The following is a 17,135-nucleotide window of genomic DNA, read 5'->3' as shown; positions in this document are numbered from 1 at the left end:
GGTTCTCCTCGGTGTTCGCTGCTGACACCGAGAAGATTGCCCGATGATCCTTACGGTTCGCTTCAGGTCGCCTTACCGGCGCCGGCGCGTTCCCGGGTGAAGGGGTCGCCGTACTCCCGGACCGCGGCCCGGGCGAAGCCCTGCTGGAGGGTCGAGACCCGCTCGGAGCGCCCGCGGCCGAGGAAACTGACCGCCCAGTGCAGTACGGCGGTGAGCCTGTTCTTGAAGCCGACCAGGTAGAGCAGGTGCACCGCCAGCCACATCAGCCAGCCGAGGAACCCGGAGATGCGGACCCGGCCGATGCTCGCCACCGCGGAGAACCGCGAGACCGTCGCCATGCTGCCCTTGTCGAAGTAGTGGAACGCCTGACCGGTCTCACGGCCGGCCAGACGCCGCTTGATCTGTCCCGCGGCGTGCCGCCCGCCCTGGATCGCGACCTGCGCGACACCCGGCAGCCGGTCCAGCGCCATCATGTCGCCGACGACGAAGATCTCGGGGTGCCCCGGCAGGGTCAGGTCGGGCTCGACCAGCACCCGTCCGGCGCGGTCGGTCCCGGCGCCCGTCGCCTCGGCCAGCCTGCGGGCCAGGGGCGGGGCGGCCACACCGGCGGCCCACACCTTGGTCATCGACTCGATCCGCTGGTGACCCCGCGGTGTCTCGACCTCGATGCCCGTGGCGTCGACACCCACCACCTTCGTGTCCAGCTCGACCTCGACCCCGAGCAGGTGCAGCTGCCGCAGCGCCCGGGTCGACAGGTGGTCACCGAAGGTGTTCAGCACCGCGCCGACCGCGTCCACCAGGATGATCCGCGCCCGGTGCGGGTCGATGTGCTTGTACTGCCCCGGCAGGGTGCGGTGCGCCAGCTCGGCGATCTGCCCGGCCATCTCCACACCGGTGGCACCGGCGCCGACCACGACGAAGGTCAGCCAGCGGTCGGTCTTGTCCTCGTCGGTCTGCAGGTCGGCCAGCTCGAACGCGTTGAAGATCCGGGAGCGCAGCTCGAGGGCGTCGTCGACACTCTTGAGGCCGGGCGCGTGCTCGGCGAAGGCGTCGTTGCCGAAGTACGACTGCGAGGCGCCGGCCGACACGATCAGCGTGTCGTAACCGACGGTGTAGTCGATGCCAGGACCGGCGACCGAGACGGTTTTCGCGTTCACGTCCACGTCTCGCACCCAGCCGAGCCGGACGTCGACGTTGTCCTGGTTCTTGAGCACCTCGCGGATGGGCGGCGCGATCTCGCCCTCGGAGAGGATGCCCGTCGCCACCTGGTAGAGCAGCGGCTGGAAGAGGTGATAGGCGGTGCCGTTGATCAGAGTGATGTCGACGTCGGCCCGGCGCAGCGCCCGGGTGGCGAAGAGCCCACCGAAGCCCGCCCCGACCACGACAACCCGTTCCCGCATGTGTCCCAGCTCCTTCTTCAATTCCCCTAGGGACAGCGTCCTGAGCTGGGCGGATATGCCGCCTGGGGATGTGACCTCAGACGCCCCCGGCGCCGATCACCGACAACAGCCGCAGCTTGTCGGCCGTCTCCGAACCGGGCGCGGCCGTGTAGACCACCAGGAGCTGCGACTGGTCCGGGTCGACCAGCGTCTGGCAGTGCAGGTCGAGCCGGCCGAGCTCCGGATGCACCAGCCGTTTCGGCACGCAGTACGGCCCCGCGACCGGGTGCTCCCGCCACAGCCCGGCGAACTCCGGACTGGCCGCCAGCAGCTCGCCGACGATCTCGGCCGCCCGCGACCCGGCGCCGTCGCCGGTGTACGACGCGTGCAGATGCGCCGCGATCGTCCGGCTCTGCGTGTCGCGGTCCTCCTCCGGGTGCAGGAGCCGGGTGTCCGGGTCGGTGAACCAGCGGTAGTGCAGGCTGCGCGCGAGTCCGGTGTGGACACTCTCGTCGCCGATCAGCGCGGCGGACAGCCGCGTCTGCCGGAGGGTCTCGCCGAGATGGCTCACCACCTGGGCAGCGGCGTCCTCCAGCCCGTCGAAGATGCGCATCATGCCGGGGTTGACGTGCTCGCTGTGCGCCGCGCGGGACGGGGTGGCGTAGCCCGCCAGCCGGAACAGGTGGTCCCGTTCCTCCAGCGAGAGCCGCAGGCCCCGGGCCAGCGCGGCGAGGATCTGCTCGGAGGGGTGCGGCCCGCGCGGTTGTTCGAGGCGGCTGTAGTAGTCGATCGACATGTCGGTCAGCACCGCCACCTCCTCGCGGCGCAGCCCGCCCGTGCGACGGCGCTGCCCGCGGGGCAGACCGACGTCCTCGGGTTGCAGGGCCTCACGCCGCGCCCGGAGGAAGGCGGCGAGTCTCGGCCGGTCCATCAGCTCGCCGCCGCGAACTCGACGTGGGCCAGATCGAGCGACAGCTCCCAGAGCCGGGCCGCTGCCGCCTCGTCGCGGGCGGACCGGTACATCGTCAGCTCGGTGGGCCCGCCCGTGAACTGGCCGAATCCGTCCGGGCCGTAGAGGCGGCCGCCCTGCGCTTCGGGGCTCGTGGCGGCGTACAGGATGGGGAGCAGGCCGCGGCCGACCTCCTGGACCAGGACGCCGCGGCGGGCCAGGCGCGTCATGATCTTCTCCAGCTTCGGACGGGCGGCGTAGAGGTTGGTGATCGTGGTGCCCGGGTGCGCGGCGTTGCTGACGATGCCCCAGCCCGCGGCCCGGCTGCGCCGGTCCAGCTCCAGGGCGAAGAGCAGATTTGCGAGCTTGGACTGACCGTACGCCCGGATCGGCGCGTACCGGCGCTCGCTCTGCAGATCGGCCCAGTCGATCCGGCCCTGACGGGCGGCACTGCTGGTCAGGGTGGTGACCCGGGCCTGTCCGGCGCTGAGCAGCGGCAGGAGACCGGCGGTGAGCGCGACGTGCCCGACGTGGTTGGTGCCGAACTGCAGCTCGAGGCCGTCGGCCGTGGTCAGGCGGGCCGGCGGGGTCATCACGCCGGCGTTGTTGATCAGCAGGTGGACCGGGCGGCCCTCGGCGCGCAGCTGCGCGGTCAGCGCGGCGACGGACTCCAGCGAGGCCAGGTCCAGCGTGCGCAGCGACACCTCGCCCGCGGGCACGGCCGCGCGGATCCGGGTCAGGGCGGCCTCGCCCTTGGCGGGGTTGCGGACGGGCAGGATCACCTCGGTGCCGGTCGCGGCCAGGCGGGTCGCCAGGGCCAGGCCGATGCCGTCACTTCCGCCCGTCACGACGGCCAGAGCATTCACGTTCCGCACAACAGTTCTCCGCTCGGTGGTGTTTCCCCGAGCGTGCCGCGATCAGGTGAGGTCAGCCATGTACGGCGGATACATGGCTGAAGCTGCGGCGCAGCAGCCGGGCGCCGATCGGGACGGCGCCGAGGCAGGTCGCCCCGAGCGCGGTGAGCAGGAGTGCCGTGCCACCTCCGGCGCCCGCGCCGGCCGTCGCGGCGCCGACCCCGGCGAACGCACCGACCCAGAGCAGCGTGCCCAGGGCCGACCAGCCCAGGAACCGCCCGAACGGCATCCGGGCGACCCCGGCCGCGATCGGCACCACGGCGTGGATGACGGCGACGAACCGGACGGCGACCAGCGCCGCCGCGCCGCGCTCCGCCAGGTAGGCCTCGGCGCGGTCGAACCGCTCCACACCGATGCGGCGGCCCAGCCGGGTGGTGCGCAGGCGGGCGCCGAAACCGCGGCCCACGGCGTACCCGAGGATCTGGCCGGCCAGTGCGCCTGCCGTGCCCACCGTGACGGCGAGGGCGAAGCCGAGCGGACCGGACGGCAGCGCCGCGGCGAGCATGACCACCGCCTCGCCGGGCACGAGCAGACCGAGCAGGAACGTCATCTCGACGGCCGTGGACAGGAAGGTGAAGAGCAGGACCGACCACTCGTCGAGAGTGGCGAGCCAGCCGACGAAGGACGAAGCGGCGTTCAACAGGTCTGCTATCACCCCTACAGCCTCGTCGGCCGTCCACCTGCGGGCTATCGGGTCATACCCCTAGGCAACCCTGAATCAGTACCCGGGGAAGGCGCGCTGCAGGTCGTCGAGCGAGACGTTGCCGCTGACCTTGACGTCGGCGGTGTCCCGCTCGCGGAGACGGCCGGCGAGCAGGCGCATCGCCGCCTCGAGGGAGCCCTCGAAGGTCGCTGTGGGCTCGGCCGGGTCGGCCGTGAGCCGCGCCGAGCCGTCCAGGACGATGCTGAACGGCGTGCCCTGGATCCGGACCGTCGCGGGCTGCCCGAGCGTGTCGGGCTTGCCGATGAAACCGAGCAGGAAGCTCAGGTCACCGGCGAGCTGCTCGGCCAGGACCTGCGCGGACTCCGGGTCGAGCGTCGCCGCCGGGTCCACGGCGACCTCGACGTCCCAGCCGTGCAGGATCGCCTCGTTGAGCCGCATCCCGGCGTACCCGGCCAGCGGCAGCGGCTCCGGCAGGAAGCCCATGCTGATCCGCAGGCCGTCGCGCCGGTCCGCCGGCACCGCTTCGAGGGCGTCGACGAGCGCGGCGTCGGAGGTGATCGACGCGGGCGCCTGCTCCTCGGGGCTCAGGGCGTTCCACCGGTCCCAGACGCCCTGGTTGAAACCCTGGTCCGGGGCGGGGGTGCTGTCGACGGCCGCCCGGAAGCCAGCCAGGGTGATCTCGGCACCGCTGCCGACGTGCGAGAGGACGTCGGCGACGATCCACTGCGTGGCGCCGGACGGGCCGACGAGCTGGGCGGGTGTCAGCGCTGCCACGACCGCTGCGAGCTGGTCGTGGCGGCGCCGCAGGGCGTCGATCGTGCGGTCTGCGAGGGTCGTCATGCGCCGAGTCTAGATCCGGTCACCCCCGGGACCAGATCTGGTTGGCCGCACGGTGACACGGCCAGATGATGATGGCCGTGCCGGGCGCGGACCCACCACCCGAGACGTCGAGGCATTGCCCCGACTGGACCGCGGTGATCGTGCCGTCGGCGTTGAGCCGGAACTGCTGGTTGGCACCGCCGTTGCACTCCCACTGAATCACCCTGGTGCCGCCGGCCGTGCCGCCGTTGGTCACGTCGAGGCAGCGCGTGCCGTCGTAGACGCGCAGCTCACCGGCCGGGGTGGCGTTCCAGCGCTGGTTGGCACCGCCGTTGCACCCGAAGATCTCCACGGGCGCGTCGCCGGCGACGAGGTTGTCGTGCACGTCCAGGCACTGGCCCGACCCCTGCCCGACCAGCGAGTGACCGGCGTAGGCCGAACCGCCCGAGACCCGGTAGACGACCGTGCCGTGCGCCGGGACGGTAGCGCTGATCGTCCCCGAAGTTGTGGTGGTGCTGCCGCTCCACAGGTCGCGCAGGGTGTAGCTGCCGGCGGCGTTCATCCCTGCCTGGGCCGCACTGGTGCTGATGGTCGTGGCGCTGCCGTTCTCGTTGAAGAGCGCCACCGCACGATCGCCGTTGGCGAGGACCTTGCTGAAGACCCACTGCCCGCCGGAGTTGCGCACGACGTAGGCCGCCTTGCCCAGCGGATCCTGGTCGATCGCGATGACGGCGGTGTTGGTCAGGATGCTCAGCGTCGAAGCGGAGGCCGTGCGCAGATCGGAGCCGATCAGCAACGGCGCGGACATCATCGACCACAGCGAGAAGTGCGTCCGATATTCGGTGTCGGTCATTCCCCCGTTGCCGACCTCCAGCATGTCGGGGTCGTTCCAGAAACCCGGCTTCGCGTACGCGGCCAGCACACTGTTCTGCCGGATGATGTTCAGCACCGAGCCCCAGTTGTCCTCGATGTCACCCGTGGTCCGCCACAGGTTGCCGACGGCACCGGCCCAGCGCCACGGCTGGTTCTCACCCCACTCGCACAGCGCAAGGATGATCGGCCGGCCGGTGGCGGCGAGCGCGTCGCGCATCCGGGTGTACCGCTGCACGGCGTCGCGGCCCTGGTTGTTGCAGTTGTCGTACTTGAGGTAGTCGACGCCGTACGAGGCGAACAGCCGGGCGTCCTGGTCCTCGTGATCGAGGCCGCCGGGGAAGCCCTCCGGCGCACACGTCGCCGTCCCGGCGCTGGTGTAGATCCCGAACTTCAGGCCCTTGCCGTGGACGTAATCAGCGAGCGCCTTGATGCCGTTGGGAAAGCGGGTCAGGTCCGGCACGAGGTTGCCCTGCGCATCGCGCTGCCGCTGCGCCCAGCAGTCGTCGAGGTTGACGTACTGGTAGCCGGCGGCCTTCAGGCCCTTGTCGACGAAGAGGTCGGCGATCCCCTTGATCATCGCCTCGTTGAACTCGGCCCGGCACCACGTCGAGTTCCAGTTGTTGAAACCCATCGGTGGTGTCCGGGCGAGGCCGTTGTCGATGGCGGCGGCCGGTGACTGCAGCGCCGGGACGGCCGCGACCACGAGCAGCAGGGACAGGACGATCCGGCGTATCCGCATGCAAGACCTCCATCAAAAGCTATTGATGAAGATCTATCTATTTGGGTCAGTTGTCAACAGTGTTGCCAATGGCCGGTTCGCAGCCGTGGCAGTGGCGCCAGCGCCAGCCGTCCGGGGCCGGCTCGAGCAGACCGGAGATCCGGTACGCGAACGGAATCGTCTCGCCCGCGTCGGTGTGCGCGACGGCATCCGCTTCCGCGATCAGGTAGGCGCAGTCGCCGTACTCGCGGACCGACGCTGTGGTCACCTGCCAGGAATACGCCTCGTCGCGGCTGAAGACGTCCTTGAACAACACGGTCAGGACATCGCGGCCGGTGGCCGACTCCGAGTGCTCCGATCCCACATACGAGATGTCGTCGTCGGCCACAAAACAGGCCAGGGCCGCGGTGACGTCGCGGGCCGCGAAGGCCGCGCTGAGCTCCGCCACCGCGGCCAGGACCGCGCTCACGCCGCCGCTCCGACCGGAACGCGGGCCTCGTCGGCCGGTACGGGTGCTTCCGGCGCCCGCATACCCGGCAGGAACAGGAAACCGAACGTCACGATCGCGCCCAGCACACCGGCACCCACCAGGGTGTTGCGGACGCCGATCCACGACGCGACCGGCGCCGCGAGGGCGTACGACAGCGGGAGCAGGGCAGTCGAGACGAACCAGTCCACACTGGAGACGCGGCCGAGCAGGCGCCCGGGGACCAGCCGCTGTTTGGCCGTCGCCCACGCCACCGTGCCGGCCGCCTCGAGCCCGTTGACCAGCACACACGCGGCCGCGAGCTGCCAGGTCGCCGTGGCCAGCCCGTAGCCCGCCACCGCAAGCGTGGCGATCGCCCAGGTGCCGTACATGAAGGTCATGAACCGGCGCGGGATGCCCGCCCAGCCGACGCTGATCGCGGCGACGATCGCACCCAGGCCGCCCGAGGTCAGGATCAGGCCCAGGGCGGTCGCGCTGCCACCCAGTTCGGTCTTCACCACGTACGGGAGCAGCACCTCGGTCGGGCCGACGAACAACAGGTACGTGAAGGTGGCCGACAGGAACGTGCCCCAGAGCCAGACGTGGCTGCGGACGTACCGGATGCCCTCGCGCAACTCGGTCCAGAGCGACTCCGCGGACCCCTGATCGGCCACGACCGCGGGCGCGGCGATGCGGCGCATGGCCAGCAGGCACGCGACCGAGATCACAAACGTGGCCGCGTCGGCCGCGAAGGCCCAGCCAGCGCCGCCGATCGCGATGACCGCGCCGCCGAGCATCGGGCCGAAGATCTGCATGCCCGCGGGCCGGATGAACTGGTCCAGCGCGTTGGCCGCGACCAGGTCCTCCTCCGCCACGATCTGCGGCACCAGCGCGTCGAATGCCGGACCGAAGAAGCCGGCCGCGGCGCCGTACACGGCGGTCAGGGTGATGATCTGCCACAGCTGGATCGCGCCGGTGATGCTCAAGGCGGCGAGGGCGGCCATCACCGCCGCACGGACGAGATCCGAGAACAGCATGACCCGCCGCGGATCGAAGCGGTCGCTGACCACTCCCCCGATCAGCAGCGTCACGACCTGCGGGAGCGACAACGCCACGCCGACGGCGGACATGGCGGCGGGCAGGCCCGACAGGTCGTAGACCTGCCAGGCCAGCGCCACCAGCAGAATGCCGTTGCCGATCAGCGACGTGGTCATGCCCGTCCACAGCAGCCGGAACTCACGGTTCCGCAGCGGGGCGAGGGCTCCCACGTCAGCCTGCCTTACGCAGCCGCCCGGCCGCCGCCAGCTCGGTGATGACCGCGTTGAGCTCGCCGATCTCCGCGTCCGTGTTGGCCGCGGTGACCTGGGCGCGGAAGCCGACCTGATCCCGCGGGACCAGCGGGTACGCCGCCAGGGTCACGTAGATGCCGCGCTCCCAGAGCAGCTTGCCGACGACGTCGATGTCCTCACCCTCGGCCAGCGGCAGCTCGATGACCGGCGTGCTGCCCACGTTGGGTGTGTAGACGCCCAGTGCGCGGACGTGGTCGAGCACCAGCATGCTCTTGCGGTACAGGTCGGCCCGGATCGCGTCGCCGCGTTTGGCGTTGACCTCCATGCCGGCCAGCACCGTCGCCAGCGAGGCGGTCGGGGCCGGACCCGAGTACAGGTACGGCGGTGCGGAGACCTTGAGGTGGTTCTTCAGCCATGTCGGGAGGGCCAGGAAGGCCAGCAGCGACGAGTACGACTTCGAGAAGCCGCCGACGAGCACGATGTTGTCGTACGTCTCGCCCGCGTACTTCACGATGGCGTTGCCCTTGATGCCGTAGGGGGACATCTCGTTGGCGGCGCGCTCACCCAGGACGCCGAAGCCGTGCGCGTCGTCCACGTAGAGCAGGGCGTCGTACTCGCGGCAGATGCGCGCGAACGTCGCCAGGTCCGGGGCGTTGCCGGTCATGCTGTTGACGCCGTCCATGCAGACGAGCTTCGGCATCCCGGCGGGCGCGTCGCGCAGCATCTCGGCCAGCTGTTCGGCGTCGCCACTGCGGAAGCGCTTGAGGGTCGCGCCCATGCCGCGGGCATAGACGGCACCGTCGTAGATGGTCTTGTGCGCCTGCGAGTCCAGGAGGATCAGGCCCTGGCCGGCCAGGATCGGCAGCACCGACATGTGGATGTGCGTGATGGTCGGCAGGACCAGGGTGTCCGGCGCGTCGAGCAGCTCGGTCAGCTGCTCCTCGATCTGCGGGTACAGCGCGGGGTTGCCGAGCAGCCGCGACCAGCTCGGGTGGGTGCCCCAGCGGCGGACCTGCTCCCCGATCGAGTCCATGATCTCGGGCTCGAGATCAAAACCGAGGTAGTTGCAGGAGGCGAAGTCGGCCAGCCAGTGCTCGCCGACCCGGATGCGGCGGCCGTCGATCTCCTCGATCGTGGCGTCGTACATCGGGTTGCCGCTGCGCAGGCGTTCGAGGTCGGCCCACTTGGCGTTGCCGAGGACGTGATCCATGACTTCCTTTCGGTGGTGCGGGTGAGGGGGACGGCTCAGGAGACGACGGCTTCGGGAGCGAGCCAGGCGGTCACCTGATCCGGGGGAACCGGACGGGAGAAGAGGTAGCCCTGGCCGTACGGGCAGCCGAGGCGGAGCAGCACGTCGTGGTGGTCGCGGTGCTCGATGCCCTCGGCGACGACCGCCAGCTTGAGGGTGCGGGCCAGGCTGACGATCGCCTCGACCAGCGCGAGCTGCTCGTCGCTGTGCAGGATGTCGTCGATGAAGGACTTGTCGATCTTCAGGACGTCGACGGGCATCTGGCGCAGGTAGCTCAGCGAGCTGTACCCGGTGCCGAAGTCGTCGATGGCGATCCGGACACCCCACTCCCGCAGCTCCCGCAGGTCGGCCCAGACCTTCTCGGCGTCGCGCAGCACGAGGCTCTCGGTGATCTCGAGCAGCAGCCACTCGGGACGGGCGCCGGTCTCGGCCAGCGCGTCGCGGACCTGGGCGACAAAGCCGGGCGTACGGAACTGCCGGGCGGAGACGTTGACGCTGACGTACCGCATCGGCCGGTCCGGCGCGGCTTCCCGCCAGCCGACGAACGCCCGCAGGGCCTCCCGGAGCACGGCGTTGCCGATGGCCACGATCGAGCCGTTCTCCTCGGCCAGGTCGATGAACTGGTCCGGGCCGAGCAGGCCCCGGGTCGGGTGTTCCCAGCGCACCAACGCCTCCAGCCCGACGACGTCCTCGCTGCCCAGCTCGACGATCGGCTGGTAGCGGAGGACGAACTGGCCGGCGGCGGCCGCATCGTTGAGCGCGGCGCGCAGCTCCAGCCGCTCGACCACACCGGAGTGCAGGTCGCCGCGGTACCGCTGCCACGTGTTCTTGCCCTCGCCCTTGGCCAGGTACATGGCCAGGTCCGCCTGACGCTGCAACTCGGACGTGCTGCCCGCCTCCGCGGTGGTCGCGACGCCGATGCTGGCGTTGCCGCTGACCACGTGCGTACCGCCGGCGCCGTCACCGACCTCGACCGGGACGCCCAGCGCGGCGACGATCAGACCGGCGAGCTCGTCCACGTCGTCCGGCCCGGCCGCGTGCTCGACCAGGACCGCGAACTCGTCACCACCGGTACGCGCGGCCGTGTTCAGCGGGCCGATCGCGCGGGTGATGCGCTCGCCGACCGCGATCAGCAGCTGGTCGCCGACGGCGTGCCCGAGCGTGTCGTTGACCTCCTTGAAGTCGTCCAGGTCGACGAAGAGCACACCGATCGTCGAGCCGTCGTTCTCGGCCCGGACCGCCGCGTGCTCGAGCCTGTTCTGGAACAGCACGCGGTTGGCCAGACCGGTCAGCCCGTCGTGGAAGGCCTGATGCGTCAGGTCGTTCTCCAGCTGGCGACGCTCGGTGACGTCGCGCATCGTCAGCACGTAACCGTTGACGGTCGGGTCGTCGCGCAGGTCCCGGCAGCCGCTCTCGACCTGCAGGAGGCGGCCGTCGGCGCGGATCGCGGTCAGGTCGATGCCGTCCTGGCGGCCCCGGCCCAGGTGCGCGCGGGAGAGCAGGTCTCGCAGCTCGGCGTGGTCGGTGCCCGCGAACAGCCCGGTCAGCGGGGAGCCGACCAGCTCCGGACGGCCGAAGACGTGCTCGGCCGACGGGCTCGCGTACCGGATCTCCTCGTCGCCGCCGACGATGAGGATCACGTCGGAGGCGCTCTGCACGAGCGTCCGGAAGTAGTCCTCGCTGCTGCGGCGGCTCACCTCGTCGGTGAGGCCGATCCGGCCGATCGCCATGGCGCCCTGCGCCATCAGCGCGTCGAACGACGGGCGCAGCGAGTGCAGCCGGCCCGGCGCGGCGGCCAGGTAGGTCTGCTTGCTGCGGGCCGGGCTCGTCGCGGTGCGGCCGCTGCCGAGCACCGTCGCGTGCAGCGCGAACTCGAACCCCGCGAACTCCGCCGCGAGGGACTCCGGCAGGCTCGCCACCTCGACCATCACGGCCAGGTGCGGCGGCGGGGTGTCACCGAAGAAGTCCTCGGCCACGAAGTGCAGGCGGTACGGCTCGCCGTCCGGCACGAGGTCGTCGACGGCCTGCCGCAGTGCCGCCGCGGCGTCCTTCTCGGTCGACGCGGCAACCAGCAGGGCGCCGGCCTCCCGCAGCGCACGCTCGCGGGCGCCGGCCTCGCGCTGGGCCCGGAGCAGGTCCACCACCCGGGCGATGACCAGCAGGAACATCGAGGCGCAGGCGACGGCGATGACGAGCGCGTCGTGGACCTCGTTGCGCAGGTCCTCGACGAGGAGCATGACCGGCGCGATCAGCGCGGCGAACGACATCAGCGCGATGCGACGGCCGCTGGCGTGGACCGCCACCGGCGCGGTCTGCCGGTCGAGGGTCAGCTGCGTCATCGACGGGTGCAGGGCGCACACGCCGATGGCGGCGTAGAAGAAGACCCAGCCCGCGTCGGTGGGGCCGCCGGTCGCCCAGGTGCCGGCGAGCTGCCGGAGGCCGTACAGGACGTCGGTGACGAGCAGGCCGGAGACGCCCGCGCCGAGCACGGTGATCGCGAGCGGCTTGCGGCCCGGCGCGATCAGCAGGCGCAGCAGCATGGCCAGCGCCAGCACGTCACCCAGCGGGTAGCTGACCGAGGTGAGCTTCTCCATGATCGTGAGATCGGTGTCCCGCACGTACGGGGCGATCAGGAAGACCCACGACAACAGGCCCAGACCGGCCGTCGGCACGAGGGCGTCGAGCAGGGCCGCCCGGTTGCCGCTGCCGGACCGCGCCCGGATGAAGATCAGCAGCGCGGCGGCGAGCAGCGGGTAGGACGCGAGGTAGAAGCCGTCCGCCAGGCAGGGGAACGGGTTCTCCTGGTGGAGGTGGTCGGTGAGGATGTTGTAGGTGGTGTCACCGGCGGTGAAGCTGACCAGCACGCCGGCAAGCAGCCACCACGGCAACCGCCTCGACGGCTTGTGCTTGCGCACGCCGACCAGCACGGCCGCGGCAGCGGACAGCCCGATCGCCGCCCACGTGTACATGCGGTATTCCGGCAGCGCGTAGAACGCCGCGGTGAGCACGAGCATCCCGATCACGAAGCGGGCATGCGCAGTACGCAACAGCATGGCGCTCCGATCTCCAGGACGGCAGGGGGTTGCCGTAGCCCGCCGTATCGGCTCCGGGAGGCCACCACTGAAGGACTTGTGCCGTTTTTCAACGTGCGCGAGGCTGGCGGGATGGCTGACCCACTGCACGACGAGGCCGCCACGGTCGCGGCATTGGCGCAGGTCGGAGCCGCGGCGGGCCCGTACCTCGGCTCGCTCGCCGACCGGCCGGTGCACGACCCGGCAGCGGCCGGCAAGCTGGCCGGTCTGACCGGCCCGCTGCCGGAGGACGGTGAGGGCACGGCCGAGGCGGTCCGGCGGCTCCTCGACATCGGTACGGCCACAGCAACGGCCTCGTCGGGCCCCCGGTTCTTCCACTTCGTGACGGGCGGGGCCACCCCGGCCGCGCTGGCCGCCGACTGGGCCGCGTCGCTGCTGGACCAGAACAGCTTCGCCCGGGTCTCGTCGCCCTTCGCGCACGAGACGGAGACGGTGGCGCTCGACTGGCTGCGGGATCTCTTCGGGCTGCCGGCGGGCTGGGGTGGCGCGCTGGTCGCCGGTGCGACGTTCGCCAACTTCACGTCACTCGGGTGCGCGACGCAGTGGTGGGGCGAGCGGCAGGGTGCCGACACCGTCCGCGACGGCCTCTCGGGGCTGCCCCGGATGCCCGTGCTGTCCGGCGGCTACGTGCACGCGAGCGCCCGCAAGGCGCTGCAGATGCTCGGTCACGGACGCGCCGCGGTCGAGGTCTTCTCCCGCGACGACGTGGGCCGGGTCGACCTCGACGCCCTGGAGGCGCGGCTGGCCGGTCTCGCGGGCGCCCCGGCCGTCATCATCGCGAACGCCGGTGAGGTCAACGCCGGTGACTTCGACCCGGTGGACGCGCTCGCCGGCCTCGCCGAGCGCTACGGCGCGTGGCTGCACGTGGACGGCGCTTTCGGCCTCTTCGCGGCACTGTCACCACGCAGCGCTCCCCTGGTCCGCGGCATCGACCGCGCGCACTCGATCGCCGCGGACGGGCACAAGTGGCTCAACGTGCCCTACGAGAGCGGGTTCGCCCTGATCCGGGAGCCGGCGCGGCTGGGCACGGCGTTCGGGATGCCCGGCGCCGCGTACCTGCCCGGGCCCCAGGACCCGGGTGGTGGTTACGGCCTCTACGGGCCCGAGTCGTCCCGGCGGGCGCGGTCGCTACCCATCTGGGCGACCCTCGCCGCGTACGGGCGGCAGGGCTACCGGGCGATGGTCGAGCGGCACCTCGACCTGGCCCAGCACCTCGCGGCGCGGGTCGACGAGGCGCCCGAGCTCGAACGCCTCGCCGAGGTGCCGCTGTGCATCGTGTGCTTCCGGGTGAGTGCTCCGGGCGTACCGGAGGAGGAGCTGGACCGGTGGAACCGCGCGGTGGGCGAGGCGCTGATCACGGACGGCCGGGTCTTCTGCGGCACGACCGTCTACGGCGGGCGGGTGGCACTGCGGCCCGCGATCGTCAACTGGCGCACCACGGAGACCGACATCGACCTCTTCGTCGACGTGGTCCGCGAGCTCGCCGCCCGCACCCGCCCTCAGCTGCCGTAGGTGCCGAACCGCGCGGGCCCGGCCGGCTCGTAGACCTGGATCGCGAGCCCGCCCGGCGTGGTGTCGTGGCTGGTCAGGCGCAGCCCGGCCGGCTCGCTGCCGGCCGGGAAGAGCCGACGGCCCTGACCGACCACCACGGGCGCGACGACCAGCCGTAGCTCGTCGACCAGACCGGCGGCGAGCATCGCCGCGCCGAGCCGGGCGCTGCCGTGGATCTGGAGCTCCCGGCCGGGCTGCTGCTTGACCTCGGCGACCCGGGCGGCGACGTCACCCGAGAGGATCGTGGTCGGCTCCCAGTCCGCCGCGGTCAGGGTCTGCGAGGCGACGAACTTCGGCCGCCCGTTGAGCTGCGTGGCCACGGCGTCGTCCGGGTCGGTGTTCTTCGGCCAGTCACGGGCGAAGTTCACGTAGGTGTGGCGGCCGAAGAGGAACGCGTCGGCCTCGTTCGTCCAGGCCGTGGCCAGGCGCAGGAAGGCGTCGTCGACGAACGGCACGAACCAGCCGCCACGCTCGAACCCGCCGCTGGTGTCCTCGTCCGGTGCTCCCGGGCCCTGCGAGACGCCGTCCAGGGAGACGAACTGCATCAGTGTCAGCTTCATGGGTGTAACGTACTACCACATGGTTGTAGGTGAGGTCGACCTCGATCAGGTGTTCCACGCCCTGGCCGACGGCACACGACGCGACATCGTGGTGCGCACGCTGCGCGACGAATACTCGGTGTCGGCGCTCTCCCGGCTCTATCCGATGACGTTCGCCGCGGTGCAGAAACACGTCGCCGTGCTCGAACGCGCCCACCTGGTCACCAAACGCCGCAGCGGCCGCGAGCAGCTGGTCACCGGCAACGTCGAGACCATCCGCCACGCGGCCCGCCTGCTCGACCAGCTCGAGATCGTCTGGCGGGACCGCCTGGACCGCTTCGGCGACCTGCTCGCCGAGGAAGACGGAGGAGATCCCGCATGACCGTGCTCAGCGTCCACAAGGACCCCGAGGCCCGCCGGATGACCCTGACCGCGGAGTACGACGCACCCGTCGACCGGGTCTGGCTGCTGTGGTCGGACCCGCGCCGCCTCGAACGCTGGTGGGGCCCGCCGACCCACCCGGCCACCGTGGTCGACCACGACCTGCGGCCCGGCGGCAAGGTCTCGTACTACGTGACCGGCCCCGACGGCGAACGCTCCCCCGGCTGGTGGCACGTCCGGGCGGTGGACGCGCCGCGACGGCTCGACTTCGAGCTGGGTGACGCCGGCATCCCACCGCTGGCCGTCCGTGTCCGGATGGACGACCGCCCCGGCGGGGGAACGCTCATGGTCGTCGAGACCACGTTCCCCACCACCGGGGCGATGGACCAGCTCATCGTGATGGGCTACGAGCAGGGCCTCTCCACCGCGGTCGGCCAGGCCGACGCCGTACTCGCGGCGGACTGACCCGTCACTTCAGCCGTACCGTCTTCTTGGGCTTGTCGAGCTGGTGGAAGTCGGCCTTGGGTGCTGCCTTCGTGCTCTTCGCGGCCGTGCCGGCGGCGAAGGTGTAGACGACCGGGAGATCGAGGTCGTCGACACTCTGGAACGCGATGCCGAAGCTCGCGCCGGACGGGACGTCGTAGGCGAACGTCGTCGGGTCGCTCGCCGCGACGGTCTCCGGGTAGTCCTCCGGCTCCGAGATCTGGACCCAGTCACCGAACTGGCCGCTACCCTGAACGGTCTCGTACGCCAGGTAGATCAGGTTGTCGGTGCCGCGGGCGGCCAGGGCGATCCGGCCCGGGTTGACGTTCATGACCGCCGACGGCGAGCCGACGATCCTGAAGTCGCCGACCGGGGTCCAGTCCGCCGGGAACGCGCCCCCGGCCGCCTGACGCTTGGTGACGACGGTGCCGTCCGCTGCCCGGATGAAGACCGACGAGGTGTAGCCCGGGTTGACCACCGCGGTCGGGGTGCCGGTGAGACCGGACCCGCCGAGGTTGATCCAGTCCGACAGGACGCCGGCCTCGAAGACGGCGCTCATCAGCTGGCCCGTGGTGTTCAGCGCGAAGATGCGGGCGCCGGCACGGGTGATCACGCTGACCGGCGTACCGGTGAGGCCGGTGCCCCCGAGGTTGCGCCAGGCGCCGTACGGGGTCTGCGGGTTGTTCGCCGCCTGCGGGGCGACCCAGAGGGCGCCGCCGACGATCGCGTAGGCCGCCAGACGGCCGTCGTTGACCAGGGGCCCGACCGAGGGCTGCCCGGCGACGGCGCCGCCGAGATCCGCCAGGTCGCCGTACTCGCCGGTGCCGCGGGTGACCTCGTCGGCCAGGACCACGTCGCCGGCCGCCGCATCGTGCGACACGACCTGCACACGGCCGTCCTGCAGCGGCGCCGAGTAGGTACGCCCGGTGTAGCCGTAATCGAAGGTCTGCGCGAAGACCGGCTCCGGCGCGTTCGGGTCGTCGTTGTACGGGTCCGGGTTGCGGTCCGTCAGCATCGTCAGCTGGTTGTCCGCGCTGATGTAGCTGTAGTACACCGGCGCGACCGCTGCACCCGTCGGCGGCACACCCTGGACCACGGAGATCGGCTGCTTGCTCGTGAACGGCCGGTGCACGGCCGTCCGCGACGTCGTCGGCGGCAGGTAGAACTGCTCGTTCGGCGCGGTCTCCGCAGCGGTGCAGCCGTACTGGATCAGCCCGGTGTTGTCGGCGGTCGAGGCGTTCGGGATGTTCAGGCAGCGACCCGAGCCGACCGACACGATACGGATCGTCGGCTGCTCGAGGACCTCGTCGATGCGCCACAGCGCATTGGGTGACATCGCGCAGCCGTACTGGATGATCGCGGCGTTGTTCGCGGTCGAGCCGCCCTTGACGTTGAGACACTTGCCGGAGCCGACACCCTGGATCCAGTAGGTGCCGTTGCCCTTGGGCACGATCCGGAACTTGTCGTTCGTCGCCCCCGCGGAGCAGCCGTACTGCACGATCCGCGCGTTGTCCGCGGTGCTGCCACCGGAGACGTTCAGGCACTTGTTGCTGTGCCCGATCTTGATCTGGATGCCCGCGGCCGGTGTGGTCGCCGCCTGCGCCATCAGTGCCGGCGTCAGGCCCGCGGCCAGAGCAAGGACGGCCAGACCGGCCATGGTGGACAGCTTCCTGCTGCTTACCTTCATCGATTTCCCCCGTTCGGAACCGACACGGTTTCATCGCTCGCGGTCGGCCCGGCGGACACAGGGGAAACAACCGGTGACAAAA

General features: G+C 71.2%; 15 protein-coding genes. 3 read left to right on the top strand and 12 right to left on the bottom strand.

From position 1 onward, the window contains the following. Positions 1-62: 62 nt before the first annotated feature. The 10 genes from AFR_RS17265 to AFR_RS17220 all read right to left on the bottom strand — a co-directional run bounded on the left by AFR_RS17265 (position 63) and on the right by AFR_RS17220 (position 12,373). Positions 63-1,400 carry an NAD(P)/FAD-dependent oxidoreductase gene (locus tag AFR_RS17265; protein WP_023361883.1) on the bottom strand — a complete coding sequence of 446 codons (1,338 nt, stop codon included), beginning with the start codon at positions 1,398-1,400 and terminating at the stop codon, positions 63-65. 76 nt (positions 1,401-1,476) lie between these two features. After that, positions 1,477-2,310: a helix-turn-helix transcriptional regulator gene (locus AFR_RS17260; protein ID WP_023361881.1), complete on the bottom strand. Its 834-nt coding sequence runs from the start codon at positions 2,308-2,310 to the stop codon at positions 1,477-1,479. After that, positions 2,310-3,203, bottom strand: a complete 894-nt coding sequence (locus tag AFR_RS17255; RefSeq protein WP_023361879.1) for an SDR family oxidoreductase — start codon at positions 3,201-3,203, stop codon at positions 2,310-2,312. Before AFR_RS17255 ends, AFR_RS17260 begins: the two co-directional genes overlap by 1 nt. A gap of 52 nt (positions 3,204-3,255) precedes the next feature. After that, positions 3,256-3,897, bottom strand: a complete 642-nt coding sequence (locus AFR_RS17250) for a DedA family protein (protein WP_148307986.1) — start codon at positions 3,895-3,897, stop codon at positions 3,256-3,258. 63 nt (positions 3,898-3,960) lie between these two features. Beyond that, entirely contained in the window at positions 3,961-4,746 is a 786-nt protein-coding gene (locus AFR_RS17245; protein ID WP_023361875.1) for a maleylpyruvate isomerase family mycothiol-dependent enzyme, read from the bottom strand. A 19-nt stretch (positions 4,747-4,765) separates the two neighbouring features. After that, positions 4,766-6,337, bottom strand: coding sequence for a glycoside hydrolase family 27 protein (locus tag AFR_RS17240; protein ID WP_023361873.1), 1,572 nt, complete (start codon positions 6,335-6,337; stop codon positions 4,766-4,768). A 46-nt stretch (positions 6,338-6,383) separates the two neighbouring features. Continuing rightward, positions 6,384-6,785, bottom strand: coding sequence for a nuclear transport factor 2 family protein (locus AFR_RS45125; RefSeq protein ID WP_023361871.1), 402 nt, complete (start codon positions 6,783-6,785; stop codon positions 6,384-6,386). Continuing rightward, positions 6,782-8,050 carry an MFS transporter gene (locus tag AFR_RS17230; RefSeq protein ID WP_023361869.1) on the bottom strand — a complete coding sequence of 423 codons (1,269 nt, stop codon included), beginning with the start codon at positions 8,048-8,050 and terminating at the stop codon, positions 6,782-6,784. The genes AFR_RS45125 and AFR_RS17230 overlap by 4 nt, the downstream gene beginning before the upstream one ends. Before the next feature lies 1 nt (position 8,051). Next, positions 8,052-9,281, bottom strand: coding sequence for an aminotransferase class I/II-fold pyridoxal phosphate-dependent enzyme (locus AFR_RS17225; protein ID WP_023361867.1), 1,230 nt, complete (start codon positions 9,279-9,281; stop codon positions 8,052-8,054). A gap of 35 nt (positions 9,282-9,316) precedes the next feature. Then, positions 9,317-12,373 (bottom strand): putative bifunctional diguanylate cyclase/phosphodiesterase, encoded by a 3,057-nt coding sequence (locus AFR_RS17220; protein ID WP_023361865.1) that lies wholly within the window; start codon positions 12,371-12,373, stop codon positions 9,317-9,319. 111 nt (positions 12,374-12,484) lie between these two features. Between AFR_RS17220 and AFR_RS17215 the strand changes: the two genes are divergently transcribed. Beyond that, positions 12,485-13,924, top strand: a complete 1,440-nt coding sequence (locus AFR_RS17215; RefSeq protein WP_041842321.1) for a pyridoxal phosphate-dependent decarboxylase family protein — start codon at positions 12,485-12,487, stop codon at positions 13,922-13,924. On the opposite strand, the gene AFR_RS17210 is transcribed toward AFR_RS17215, so the two are convergent. Continuing rightward, positions 13,912-14,523: a dihydrofolate reductase family protein gene (locus AFR_RS17210; RefSeq protein ID WP_023361861.1), complete on the bottom strand. Its 612-nt coding sequence runs from the start codon at positions 14,521-14,523 to the stop codon at positions 13,912-13,914. The genes AFR_RS17215 and AFR_RS17210 overlap by 13 nt on opposite strands. On the opposite strand from AFR_RS17210, the gene AFR_RS17205 reads away from it, so the two are divergent. Both AFR_RS17205 and AFR_RS17200 read left to right on the top strand, forming a co-directional pair. Continuing rightward, entirely contained in the window at positions 14,522-14,884 is a 363-nt protein-coding gene (locus tag AFR_RS17205; protein WP_023361859.1) for an ArsR/SmtB family transcription factor, read from the top strand. The genes AFR_RS17210 and AFR_RS17205 overlap by 2 nt on opposite strands. Further along, positions 14,881-15,348: an SRPBCC family protein gene (locus tag AFR_RS17200; protein ID WP_023361857.1), complete on the top strand. Its 468-nt coding sequence runs from the start codon at positions 14,881-14,883 to the stop codon at positions 15,346-15,348. The genes AFR_RS17205 and AFR_RS17200 overlap by 4 nt, the downstream gene beginning before the upstream one ends. A 4-nt stretch (positions 15,349-15,352) precedes the next feature. Here AFR_RS17200 and AFR_RS17195 read toward each other — a convergent pair whose 3' ends face one another. After that, positions 15,353-17,053, bottom strand: coding sequence for an RICIN domain-containing protein (locus tag AFR_RS17195; RefSeq protein ID WP_084298061.1), 1,701 nt, complete (start codon positions 17,051-17,053; stop codon positions 15,353-15,355). Positions 17,054-17,135 lie beyond the last annotated feature (82 nt).

Source organism: Amorphoplanes friuliensis DSM 7358, from assembly GCF_000494755.1.
Lineage (GTDB): Bacteria > Actinomycetota > Actinomycetes > Mycobacteriales > Micromonosporaceae > Actinoplanes > Actinoplanes friuliensis.
Note: the sequence above shows the minus strand (reverse complement) of the source record. Positions and strands in the feature narration are given on the sequence as shown.

Coding starts and splice junctions, on each gene's coding strand:
- AFR_RS17240 (WP_023361873.1), bottom strand. CDS start 6,337: ATGCGGATACGCCGGATCGTCCTGTCCCTGCTGCTCGTGGTCGCGGCC.
- AFR_RS17225 (WP_023361867.1), bottom strand. CDS start 9,281: ATGGATCACGTCCTCGGCAACGCCAAGTGGGCCGACCTCGAACGCCTG.
- AFR_RS17215 (WP_041842321.1), top strand. CDS start 12,485: ATGGCTGACCCACTGCACGACGAGGCCGCCACGGTCGCGGCATTGGCG.
- AFR_RS17245 (WP_023361875.1), bottom strand. CDS start 4,746: ATGACGACCCTCGCAGACCGCACGATCGACGCCCTGCGGCGCCGCCAC.
- AFR_RS17200 (WP_023361857.1), top strand. CDS start 14,881: ATGACCGTGCTCAGCGTCCACAAGGACCCCGAGGCCCGCCGGATGACC.
- AFR_RS17205 (WP_023361859.1), top strand. CDS start 14,522: ATGGGTGTAACGTACTACCACATGGTTGTAGGTGAGGTCGACCTCGAT.
- AFR_RS17220 (WP_023361865.1), bottom strand. CDS start 12,373: ATGCTGTTGCGTACTGCGCATGCCCGCTTCGTGATCGGGATGCTCGTG.
- AFR_RS17195 (WP_084298061.1), bottom strand. CDS start 17,053: ATGAAGGTAAGCAGCAGGAAGCTGTCCACCATGGCCGGTCTGGCCGTC.
- AFR_RS17210 (WP_023361861.1), bottom strand. CDS start 14,523: ATGAAGCTGACACTGATGCAGTTCGTCTCCCTGGACGGCGTCTCGCAG.
- AFR_RS17265 (WP_023361883.1), bottom strand. CDS start 1,400: ATGCGGGAACGGGTTGTCGTGGTCGGGGCGGGCTTCGGTGGGCTCTTC.
- AFR_RS17260 (WP_023361881.1), bottom strand. CDS start 2,310: ATGGACCGGCCGAGACTCGCCGCCTTCCTCCGGGCGCGGCGTGAGGCC.